This is a genomic window from Acinetobacter stercoris (assembly GCF_900323515.1).
Lineage (GTDB): Bacteria > Pseudomonadota > Gammaproteobacteria > Pseudomonadales > Moraxellaceae > Acinetobacter > Acinetobacter stercoris.
In genome coordinates this window covers 1-10,944 of record NZ_OOGT01000133.1, presented here as the reverse complement: position 1 = coordinate 10,944, position 10,944 = coordinate 1, and the positions used below count along the sequence as shown (strand labels likewise).

Here is a 10,944-nt window from a genome sequence, read left to right as displayed (position 1 = left end):
CAGAAGATATACATACATGCAGAAACGAAATAATTATTAGAATCACATTGCAGCTCAAAATAATCAATAGCTTTATATATTCCAGTAAACTTTCGATTATATTCTCCCCATTTTTTAACTATATTTGTATCTATAAAATTCTCCGCACTAAAAAAGATTATTTCAGCTCTTGTATCTGCAATAATCTTTTCTAATTTAACAAAACTATCCTTTGCGATCATATCATCACTATCTACAAACCACACATAATCCCCTTTCGAGTGTTTCAAGCCTGTGTTTCGTGCTGCAGATAACCCAAGATTAGATTGATCAACGATTGTAATTCTATCTTTATATTCTTCCAAAATATGACGACTGTTGTCTGTTGAGCCATCATTAACACAAATAATTTCACAAGAATAAAAATCTTGACAAAAAATAGAATCTAAACAATCTCTTAAATACAATTCAACATTATATACTGGAACAATAATACTAAATAACATATTAGCTAGAGCCTTATATCTGCATCATTTTCATTTAAAACATATTTCAAATCGTAAAGAACGTGATTCTGTTTACCTAGTGCATGAATTTGCTCTGAGCTCATTTCTTTAAACTGATCATGAGCAACAGCAATTACAATTGCATCATATAACCCATCTTTTAACTCAGTGATTGGTGCTAGACCGTACTCTGCCTCAACCTCAATACTATCCACCCAAGGATCATAGATATCCAGATCCAGATCATACTCTTTAAGTGCTTTCACCATATCCACAATTTTAGTATTGCGGATATCCGGGCAGTTTTCCTTGAAACTCAAACCTAAGATAAGTATCCGTGCACCTACAACCTGTATGCGTTGCTTAACCATTTCCTTGATTAGCTGAGTCGCCACATATTCGCCCATACGATCATTTAACCGACGGGCTGCAAGAATAATTTCAGGGTGTAAACCGATCGATTCTGCTTTGTGGGTCAAATAGTAAGGATCAACGCCTATACAGTGTCCACCGACTAAACCTGGTCTAAATGGCAAAAAGTTCCATTTCGTGCCAGCAGCTTTCAATACTTCTTCCGTATCAATTTCCATCTTATTAAAGATAAGAGCCAATTCATTAATTAGAGCAATATTGACATCTCGTTGTGTATTTTCGATGACTTTAGCAGCTTCTGCGACTTTAATACTTGGTGCTTTATACGTTCCAGCTTCTATGATCAGATTATAAACTCGATCAATATATTCAGCGGCTTCAGATGTTGAACCAGAGGTTATTTTTAAAATATTGGTGACTCGACGCTGCTTATCACCTGGATTGATTCGTTCTGGGCTATACCCAACAAAGAAGTCTTGATTAAATTTTAAACCTGAATATTTTTCTAGCTCAGGAATACACACCTCTTCAGTTGCACCTGGATATACCGTAGACTCATAAACCACGATATCCCCTTTCTTTAACACTTTTGCAATACTTTGCGAAGCTTTGACAAGAGGTGTCAAATCAGGTTGTTTAAAATCATCTATCGGTGTTGGTACTGTGACAACAAAAAAATTACACTGTGCCAAAGCATCGATATCGGATGAAAAACTTAAATTCCGGACATGTTTTAATTCTTGTTCTGAAACTTCTAACGTATGATCTTGACCTGACCTGAGCTCATCTATTCTATTCTGATTAATATCAAAACCGATTGCCGGCTTATGCTTTCCAAATTCAACTGCTAAAGGTAAACCAACATAACCCAACCCAATGATGGCTATCTTTAAATTTTCAGCTTGAAACATAGATGCTTCCAGATTTCTATTCAGGTAATTGAACATTGATAACAACAATGATCATATATATAATTTTGCCCGACTATAACACATAAATATATATACATTTGCGTAAACACTACAATTTTTAAATAGAAAGAGAGATATAATTTTCCTGCATAATCATCTACAATTTATGAAAATTAATGTTCAATTTATTTTATGATTGAAGATCAAGCTACAATGAATTACAAACAAAGGGTTTTGGATTTGAAGTCTTATCGTACAGCACTTTTTTTAGCTATTTCAATTTCATTTACTGGGTGTGCAATCGTTTCAGGACTCCAAACCTATGACTTACCCGAACAAGGCCACTATACAACCGACCAAGGGGTAGATATTTCTGTAGTTCCGTTAACCTCGGAAAGTATTCCTAATACAAATCAGCTAGTTTCCAACGCTGATGCAAATATCACCACTTTGTTTAACGACAGCTTAAAGCCATATCGTTTGGCTGCTGGTGATGTTCTATCTATACAGTTATGGGCATATCCAGAAATCACCCCTCCGATGCAGCAAGATACAAGCAATATTAAAGCTTCAGGCTATCCTATTGATATAGATGGCAACATCCAGCTACCTTTAGTCGGTCAAGTACATATCGCAGGTAAAACACTTGCAGAAACAAATCGCTACTTACGTAGCCAATTTGCAAAATATCTAAAAACTCCTGACGTCGTGGTTCGCGTGTTATCCTATGAGGGAAAACGTTTCTTTGTAAATGGGCAGGTGATGAAAAGTGGTCAATACACTTTAAATGATCAACCGATCAGTGTATATACAGCATTAGGTTTGGCTGGCGGTGTTAAGCCAGAAACTGGAGATAATACCAATATCCAACTGATTCGTAATAATCAAGTATATAGCCTCAATACTATAGAACTAGAAAAAAAGGGATACTCTCTACATAAACTCTTAATACAACCCAATGACACCATTTATGTCAATGTTAAGCAGGATCAAAAGCTGTATGTTATGGGTGAGTCCAACAGAAACCAGGCACTTTCTTTACGTGATCAAGGTATGACCTTGAGTGATGTATTAGGTGAAAGTGCAGGAATTAACCCTATGTCAGCGAGTTCAGCACGTATTTATGTCATGCGAACCAATCCAGCAGATAAAGCCTCAACTATTTATAAACTGAACTTAAGCAGTATTGGTAATTTCGCTTTGGCCAATCAATTCCAGATGCAAAAAAATGATATTGTATATATAGATGCGACAGGTTTAACCCGTTGGCAACGTATTGTTAACCAGATTATTCCTTTCTCAAATCTAGTATATACAACGGATAGATTGGGTGCTGACTAATGCAATTTCAAAATATTCTTGTCGTATGCGTTGGTAACATCTGTAGAAGCCCAATGGCTGAATACTTTTTAAAGCAGCAGCATCCAAGTTTAAATATCCAATCTGCTGGATTATCTGCCTTAGTCGGTCATGGAGCTGACCCTAAGGCTATACATTGTATGGAAAAATTAAACATTGATATGAGCCAGCATGTTGCCAGGCAAATCAATGCCCAACTAATTAAACAATCTGACCTGATTCTTGTCATGAGTAATAATCAGAAACAACATATTGAACAATCCTGGTCTTTTGCCAAAGGAAAAGTCTTTCGTTTAGGTCATTGGCATGATCAAAATGTGCCTGATCCTTATCAACATGATCAAACTTTTTTTGACCAAACCTGTCAAAATATTTTAACGTATAGTCAATCTTGGCAATCACATTTATAAATTTCGAAATTAGTTGTTAACTTATGAACCAAAACTCTAAAACTAGTGAAGATACAATTGATCTAAAAGAGTTATTCTTTTCGTTAATTGCACAATGGAAAGTGATTGCACTTTGTATCATTCTAAGTCTCATTTGTGCGCTTTTATATCTTCGGGTCACACCCAAAATATATTCTGTAGATGCCATGGTACAGGTTGAGGATAGCAAAGGCACATCAGCTGCTTTATTAGGTGATTTATCCAAACTCACAAATAGTGGTATAGGTGGTAAATCTCCAGCTGATCCTGAAATAGAGATTTTAAGATCACGATTAGTATTAGGTCAGGTTATTCAAAATCTTAATCTTGATATTTCAATTTTAGATAATAGTAACTCGATTTTTAGTAAATTAACCTCAAAAGACGACACTATATTAAAATATAGCCATAATTCTGTTTTTTACTCCAATCCAAATGGTAATCTGGTTATCAAACAGTTGCAGGTACCACAGGAATACTTAGATAAACCTTTAGTTTTAGTTTTTAAGGAACAAAATAAGTTTGAACTTGTAAATGATAAAAAAGAAATAGTTGTTACTGGCAGTTTAAATCGCTTCAATCAACTACAAACGGCTGATGGTCTATGGAAAATAGAGATCTACGCGAAAGGCGATTTAGCAAAGCAAAATTTTACATTATCTAAGCTAGCACTAACTACTGCAGTTAATAACTTTAATAACAATTATGCAGTTGCTGAAAAAGGAAAAATGACAGGTGTTGTTGGTTTAAATTTTAATGGTACAGATAAACAGTTAATTACCCAGATACTCAATAATGTCTTGAATGTTTATCATGAACAAAACATTGAACGTAAATCTTTAGAATCCAAACAAACTTTAGCCTTTTTGGATAAGCAATTGCCTGAATTGAAAAAGCAACTTGAGGATTCTGAGATCAAGTTTAACCAGTTCCGTGAAAAGTATAAGACTGTTGATGTCAATGCAGAGTCAGAACTGTTACTCAAACAGAATATAGACCTAGAAAAGCTCAAAATTGAGTTAGAACAACAACAAGCCGAGCTTTCTGCCAAATATACCAATGACCATCCGATGATCAGACAGATCGATGCCCAAATTGCCGAGATCAATAAAAAACTGGCTGATCTGAATAATCGTTTAACCCAACTTCCAGAAACACAACGTTTATACCTGCAACTTTATCGTGATGTAAAAGTAAATACTGAGCTTTACACAACTTTACTTAACAGCTATCAACAATTGAAAATTGCTAAAGCGGGTGAAATTGGTAATGTCCGTATTATTGATACTGCCGTGGAACCTGTAAAACCGATTAAGCCTAGAAAATTAATTATTCTCGCTCTATCTCTCTTTGTCGGTGGTTTTGTAGGTGTTTTAATTGCGTTATTACGTAATATTTTACGCTCAGGAATCAAAGACTCCAGCCAAATCGAGAATGAACTGGACTTGCCAGTCTATGCAACTGTTCCCCGTTCACCAGTGCAAGAAAACCGTGTTCAAATTCTCAAGAAGAAAAAATCTATTCCGATCTTGGCTGTCAAACACAGTGATGATATTGCAATTGAAAGTTTGAGAAGTATCCGTACAACCATTCACTTTGCATTGAATAATGCTAAAAATAATATCATTGCTATTGCAGGTCCTGCACCTGAGGTTGGTAAATCGTTTATTTCAACTAACCTGGCAGTGATTTTTGCTCAAAGTAATAAACGTGTGTTACTGATTGATGCCGATTTGCGTCGCGGTTATTTACATAAGTATTTTGATCAGGAGCTTCAACCAGGTTTATCAGAATATTTAAATGGTCAAAATAGTCTGGAACAAACCATTCATACCACTTCAGTTGCAAACCTCGACCTGATGACACGTGGCAAGAGTCCTGTAAATCCTGCTGAACTGCTAAGTTCAAGTAAATTTCAGGAAATGTTGGAAACACTTTCAGCACTGTATGACTATATTCTCATCGATACTCCACCTATTCTGGCAGTTACTGACGGTATCATTGTTTCTCAATATACAGGTGTGAATTTGATTGTTGCTCGATATGCAAAAACTGACATAAAAGAGCTTGAATTGACCTTAAACCGTTTTGAACAATCAGGTACTAAAGTCAATGGCTTTATTCTAAATGACATTCAGCGTGGCAGTAATAGTTATGGATATGGCTATAATTATGCTTATGCATATAAAGCCAATAAAGATGAATAAAATCTCTTTTAAAAAGCTAGATCTACTGATCTAGCTTTTTTATTTGAATATGGTTTAGATTCAATTCACAGAAAAAAGATATCGTTTATGATACAGAAGTTATATGCTAATGCGGTTATCCTGCTAAGATCAAAGCAGCTTTTTAAAGATAAAATTAATTGGGATTTCTTATGAGTAAAGCCTTACCCGTCGTTGTTGCAGTCATTTTAGGCGGTGCTGCACTTGTTCCTGTTTATTATGCAACTAAACATCCTGCACCAGAAGCAACGAGTAAAGTGAATAAAAATGCAACTCCAGTTCAGAAGATTAGCTATGCACTTGGTTATGAAGTTGCTAGCCAGACACCTCCTGAAGTTGACGTAAATACATTTATTAATGGTATACGTGATGGTCATGCACATAAACCACGTGCATATACAGAACAAGAACTACAAGCTGCATATGTTGATTTCCAGAAACAAATGCAAGAAAAACAACTTGACCAGGCTAAACAGGCACAGTCCGCAAGTAATACTTTTTTAACTGATAATGCTAAAAAAACGGGTGTGATCACAACCGCATCTGGACTGCAATATAAAGTCATCAAGGAAGGCTCTGGAAAATCACCAAAAGCCGAATCAATGGTTAAAGTGCATTACAAAGGTCAACTCGTAGATGGCAAAGTATTTGATAGTTCTTATGACCGTGGTCAACCAGTAGAGTTCCCTTTAAATCAGGTCATTCCTGGCTGGACTGAAGGTTTACAATTGATGAAAGAAGGTGGTAAAACTACATTCTACATTCCTGCTAAACTTGCTTATGGCGAACAAGGTGTACCAGGAACAATTCCACCAAACAGTACTCTCATTTTTGATGTTGAACTTCTTCAAGTGAAGTAATAGCAATTAAGGAGAGTTTCCAACTCTCCTTTCAGGGCTTTAAAATGATGAAAAAAACACTACTTCTTACAGCACTAATCAGTTTAACTACTAGCAGTTTTGCTGTAGTAATTAACAATAAAAGCCCTCAAAAAGATCAATTAGGTTACAGTTATGGCTATGTCATGGGACGTAGTAATGCGGATACCTTAAAAGATATTAACCTTGATGCATTTATTCAGGGTTTAAAAGAAGGCTCGAATGGTCAAAAATCTTTGCTGACAGATGAAGAAATGGCAAAGGCTTTGACTCAATATAAAAAGCAAAGTGAAGCTAAACAGCTCGAAGCATTTCAACAGGAAGCGGCAGCTAATGCTAAAGCAGGTTCAGCATTTTTAGCTGAAAATGCAAAAAAAACAGGTATAACAACGACCAAATCAGGTTTACAGTATCAGGTTTTACAAAAAGGCTCAGGCAAATCTCCAAAAGCCAGCTCTAGAGTTTCAGTAAACTATGAAGGTCGCTTACTTGATGGAACTGTTTTTGATAGTTCTATTGCCCGGAATCAGCCAGTAGAGTTTCAGGTTAGCCAGGTCATTCAAGGTTGGACTGAAGGTCTGCAATTGATGAAAGAAGGCGCAAAATACCGTTTCTTTATCCCAGCAAATTTAGCTTATGGTGAAACAGGTTCTGGGGATGCAATTGGGCCAAATAGCACTCTCATCTTTGATGTTGAATTACTAAAAATTCTTCCATAAAGAATTTGAAAATAAAAAACACCACATATGTGGTGTTTTTATTTTTTAATCAATAGATTAATGCTTTAACTGGCGTGGTTTAAAACCTGCCAATAAAAGCCCGATTGCATAAGCAAGTACACCGACAATACACAAACCTGCAACTTCAGCAATACGTAGCCATTGTGACAAAGCACCATCATACCAATGCAAGCCAGCCCATAACGCGGCAATCATCGCAATATTTGCAATCGCATATTGCACAAATATTTTCTTCCAATGTGAACCAAATCTGAAAATATTTCTTTTATGCAAATAAAAATACAGCATCCCGGCATTTACCAAAGCTGAGCCAGATGAAGCTATACCCAGCGCCATGTGTGGTGCATGCCAGTCGATCAATTTAAATAAACCAATAAATATGACATTTAAAATCGCATTTGCAGCAACTGCCATCAACCCTACACGCACGGGTGTTTTAGTATCTTGTATGGCATAAAAACCTGGAGCAAAAACCTTAATCAACATAAATGCCAAAACCCCTGCGCTCATACATTGTAGTGCAAGTGCTGTCATATGAGTATCACGCAAGTCAAACTCACCACGCTGAAAAAGTGCCTGGATAATCGGAGTGGAAAGCATAAACAGGGCTATACTTGCAGGAATACCGACAAGGAAAATGACTCTTGCTGCCCAATCAATCATTTTCTTGAATTTTTCTTGATCCTGCTCAGCCTTTGATGCTGACAGGGATGGTAAAATAACCGTACCAATGGCAACACCAATCAAGCCTAAAGGCAGCTCTGTCATACGTTCTGCACTATACAGCCAAGACACAGAACCGTCTTGCATGAATGAAGCCCAAATCGTATTGAGCAACAAATTGATTTGTGTCACCGATACACCAAACAAAGCCGGTAACATCAGTTTTAAAATCCGCTCCACCCCTTCATGTTTAAAATCCATTTTCGGTGGAATCAGTAGTTTTTTACGCCAAAGTTCAGGGATCTGTATTGCCAGTTGTAAAAAACCTGCAGCAACAACCGCCCATCCCAAAGCCATAATCGGTTGTTGCATATGTGGAGCTAACCACCAAGCCCCTGCAATCATGGCAACATTGAGTAGTACAGGAGAAAATGCAGGCGTTGAAAATGAACCATAGCTATTCAAAATACTGCTGGCAAATGCAGTTAAAGACATGAACATCAAATAAGGAATGGTCAGCCTGAACATAGATACAGCAAGATCAAACTTGGCTGGATCGTTATGGAAGCCCGGCGCATAAAGATACAAGATCACTGGTGCAATAATCATCATGATCAATGTCAGACTCGACATCACCATGAGGAGACAGCCAAATACACGACTAATCAGGATCTGGACTTCTGCATGCACTCTCTGAGTTTTATATTCTGTCAAAACAGGAATAAATGCTTGAGAAAATGCCCCTTCGGCAAACAATCGCCTAAAGAAATTAGGAATACGAAATGCCACCACAAAAGTATCGAAGTCTTTACCCGCACCAAATACATTCAGCAGTACCATGTCCCGCACTAAACCCAATACTCGGGACAACATGGTCATTGCACTTACGATAAAGGTGGATCGCCAAAGCGCCATCGTATTCACCCAGTCAAAAATAAAGTCGCTATTGTAATAAAACTCAAAAAATATTTCGTTGTTAATTCATATCTGAGTTTCGTTTTTTTATATTCATCAACAGTTCTCTAAAATACTGCCAATCAAAATGTGGGCCTGGATCAGTTTTTCTCCCGGGCGCAATATCTGAATGTCCTGCCAGATGCTGTTCTATTTTAGGATAAGCCAGTTGTAATGTTGCAACAACTTCACTCAAAACCTGATATTGGACATCTTCAAAATCAGTATCATCACTTCCTTCAAGTTCAATTCCGATAGAATAGTCGTTACACTCGACCTTAGCCAGATAAGACGAACGTCCAGCATGCCATGCCCGATTTTTGAAATTGACAAACTGCAAGACCTCACCAGTTCGTAAAATCAATAAATGTGCAGAAACCTGCATCCCTTCAATGGTTCTAAAATAAGGATGTTCTGACCAATCTAACCTGTTTTGAAAAAACTGTTCAATATACCCTCCACCAAATTGCGAAGGGGGTAAACTGATATTATGAATAACAACAAGTTGAATCTCAGTATTTTCAGGACGCTGATTAAAATTAGGTGAGGCAATTTGTCTTGCACCGATCAACTCACCATCAATCACTTGGAATTTCGTCAAATCTGACATATGGATGTCCTATATTTACTCGTCCGTATAAATCTAAACAGCGAGCTAAAATTCTATTTCTGACCCAGTGGTAGTGTAATCCTATTCGATATAAATAAAAACTTCTCAATTTATCAGAGGACAATGCTAAGATAGGGCAAAAATTTTTTGGGTAAAAATAGGGATTTTTATGAGCATACCTCAATCTTTGCTTGAACAATCGATTCAGATCAATGTACAACAAGCACTCCAAGAAGATATTGGGGATGGTGATATCACTGCTCTATTGACTCCAGAAAATGAACATGCAACAGCAACGATCATCAGTCGTGAAGATATGGTGCTAGCAGGACAACCATGGGTTAATGCACTCATTCAGCAATATGATGCATCAGTGAAAATCGTCTGGTTGAAAAATGATGGTGATCACGTTTGTGCCAATGAAACTTTTCTTAAATTAGAGGGTTCTGCTCGTAGTCTACTCACCGTTGAACGTCCAGCACTTAACTTTATACAAACACTTTCTGCTGTCGCAACCAAAGCTGCTTATTATGTTAAACAGTTGGATGGTCTTCATACAAAACTACTCGATACACGCAAAACCCTACCAGGTCTGCGTATTGCCCAAAAATATGCGGTTGCTGTCGGTGGTGGTCAAAACCATCGTTTAGGACTTTTTGATGCTTTTTTAATTAAAGAAAACCACATCATGGCGGCTGGTGGTATCAAAGAGGCTATTGAAAAAGCACATACGATTGCACCAGGAAAACCTGTTGAAGTCGAAGTTGAAACGTGGGATGAACTCAATCAGGCGCTTGAAGCGAAAGCAGACATTGTGATGCTGGATAATTTTTCACAACAACAGATGATTGATGCAGTGAAACATGTTGCAGGTCGTTGCAAATTAGAAGCATCCGGTAATATCACTCTTGATAATTTACGTGAAGTTGCAACTACTGGCGTAGACTATATATCTATGGGTGTCCTGACAAAAGATGTTAAAGCGATTGATTTATCCATGCGTTTCAACGCTTAAAAATACTTCCAAACAAGAACTTCTATCTGGCGAGGCTGGAAGTTCTTGTAGAAAATTGATGAAATTAAACTCATTATCATGATAGTTATCATATAATTTAAAAATTACGATAAGTAAATTGATTGAAAAAAACACAACTTTTATTATAATAAATTACTTCTTAAATTATCTTCCAAATCAAATGCCTTTTTTGAAACAGCAAGTACTTTTTTTACTTGTCGCNGTGCTATCTGTGTTTTTATTTTTTATCTATCAAGATAGCATCAAAGCACTACTGGCTTTACCTGAAAGCTATGTACGCATG

10 protein-coding genes are annotated in these 10,944 nt (G+C 36.9%); 6 read left to right on the top strand and 4 right to left on the bottom strand.

Annotated elements, in window-relative coordinates:
• Both KPC_RS13195 and tviB read right to left on the bottom strand, forming a co-directional pair.
• Nucleotides 1–485: glycosyltransferase family 2 protein (locus tag KPC_RS13195; RefSeq protein WP_121974826.1), on the bottom strand; the 485-nt coding region annotated here is incomplete at its 3' end.
• 5 nt (nucleotides 486–490) lie between these two features.
• Nucleotides 491–1,768 (bottom strand): Vi polysaccharide biosynthesis UDP-N-acetylglucosamine C-6 dehydrogenase TviB, encoded by a 1,278-nt coding sequence (gene tviB, locus KPC_RS13190; protein WP_121974825.1) that lies wholly within the window; start codon nucleotides 1,766–1,768, stop codon nucleotides 491–493.
• Between the two features lie 240 nt (nucleotides 1,769–2,008).
• Here tviB and KPC_RS13185 point away from each other — a divergent pair, with 240 nt between their 5' ends.
• From KPC_RS13185 to KPC_RS13165, 5 genes are all read left to right on the top strand, one after another.
• Nucleotides 2,009–3,109, top strand: coding sequence for a polysaccharide biosynthesis/export family protein (locus KPC_RS13185; RefSeq protein WP_121974828.1), 1,101 nt, complete (start codon nucleotides 2,009–2,011; stop codon nucleotides 3,107–3,109).
• Nucleotides 3,109–3,537 (top strand): low molecular weight protein-tyrosine-phosphatase, encoded by a 429-nt coding sequence (locus tag KPC_RS13180; RefSeq protein WP_121974824.1) that lies wholly within the window; start codon nucleotides 3,109–3,111, stop codon nucleotides 3,535–3,537. The genes KPC_RS13185 and KPC_RS13180 overlap by 1 nt, the downstream gene beginning before the upstream one ends.
• Before the next feature lie 23 nt (nucleotides 3,538–3,560).
• Nucleotides 3,561–5,762, top strand: a complete 2,202-nt coding sequence (locus KPC_RS13175; protein ID WP_121974823.1) for a polysaccharide biosynthesis tyrosine autokinase — start codon at nucleotides 3,561–3,563, stop codon at nucleotides 5,760–5,762.
• Between the two features lie 170 nt (nucleotides 5,763–5,932).
• Entirely contained in the window at nucleotides 5,933–6,640 is a 708-nt protein-coding gene (locus tag KPC_RS13170; protein WP_121974822.1) for an FKBP-type peptidyl-prolyl cis-trans isomerase, read from the top strand.
• A gap of 47 nt (nucleotides 6,641–6,687) precedes the next feature.
• Nucleotides 6,688–7,377 carry an FKBP-type peptidyl-prolyl cis-trans isomerase gene (locus KPC_RS13165; protein ID WP_121974827.1) on the top strand — a complete coding sequence of 230 codons (690 nt, stop codon included), beginning with the start codon at nucleotides 6,688–6,690 and terminating at the stop codon, nucleotides 7,375–7,377.
• 57 nt (nucleotides 7,378–7,434) lie between these two features.
• Here KPC_RS13165 and murJ read toward each other — a convergent pair whose 3' ends face one another.
• Nucleotides 7,435–8,985, bottom strand: coding sequence for a murein biosynthesis integral membrane protein MurJ (gene murJ, locus KPC_RS13160; RefSeq protein WP_171334495.1), 1,551 nt, complete (start codon nucleotides 8,983–8,985; stop codon nucleotides 7,435–7,437).
• A gap of 52 nt (nucleotides 8,986–9,037) precedes the next feature.
• Nucleotides 9,038–9,625: a 1,6-anhydro-N-acetylmuramyl-L-alanine amidase AmpD gene (gene ampD / locus KPC_RS13155; protein ID WP_121974820.1), complete on the bottom strand. Its 588-nt coding sequence runs from the start codon at nucleotides 9,623–9,625 to the stop codon at nucleotides 9,038–9,040.
• A 169-nt stretch (nucleotides 9,626–9,794) separates the two neighbouring features.
• On the opposite strand from ampD, the gene nadC reads away from it, so the two are divergent.
• Complete coding sequence (nadC, locus tag KPC_RS13150; protein ID WP_121974819.1) at nucleotides 9,795–10,640, top strand: carboxylating nicotinate-nucleotide diphosphorylase; 846 nt, start codon at nucleotides 9,795–9,797, stop codon at nucleotides 10,638–10,640.
• Nucleotides 10,641–10,944 lie beyond the last annotated feature (304 nt).

Bases quoted from the DNA above. Each gene is read 5' to 3' on its own strand.
- tviB (WP_121974825.1), bottom strand. From the start codon at position 1,768: ATGTTTCAAGCTGAAAATTTAAAGATAGCCATCATTGGGTTGGGTTAT.
- KPC_RS13180 (WP_121974824.1), top strand. From the start codon at position 3,109: ATGCAATTTCAAAATATTCTTGTCGTATGCGTTGGTAACATCTGTAGA.
- KPC_RS13175 (WP_121974823.1), top strand. From the start codon at position 3,561: ATGAACCAAAACTCTAAAACTAGTGAAGATACAATTGATCTAAAAGAG.
- KPC_RS13170 (WP_121974822.1), top strand. From the start codon at position 5,933: ATGAGTAAAGCCTTACCCGTCGTTGTTGCAGTCATTTTAGGCGGTGCT.
- KPC_RS13165 (WP_121974827.1), top strand. From the start codon at position 6,688: ATGAAAAAAACACTACTTCTTACAGCACTAATCAGTTTAACTACTAGC.
- ampD (WP_121974820.1), bottom strand. From the start codon at position 9,625: ATGTCAGATTTGACGAAATTCCAAGTGATTGATGGTGAGTTGATCGGT.
- nadC (WP_121974819.1), top strand. From the start codon at position 9,795: ATGAGCATACCTCAATCTTTGCTTGAACAATCGATTCAGATCAATGTA.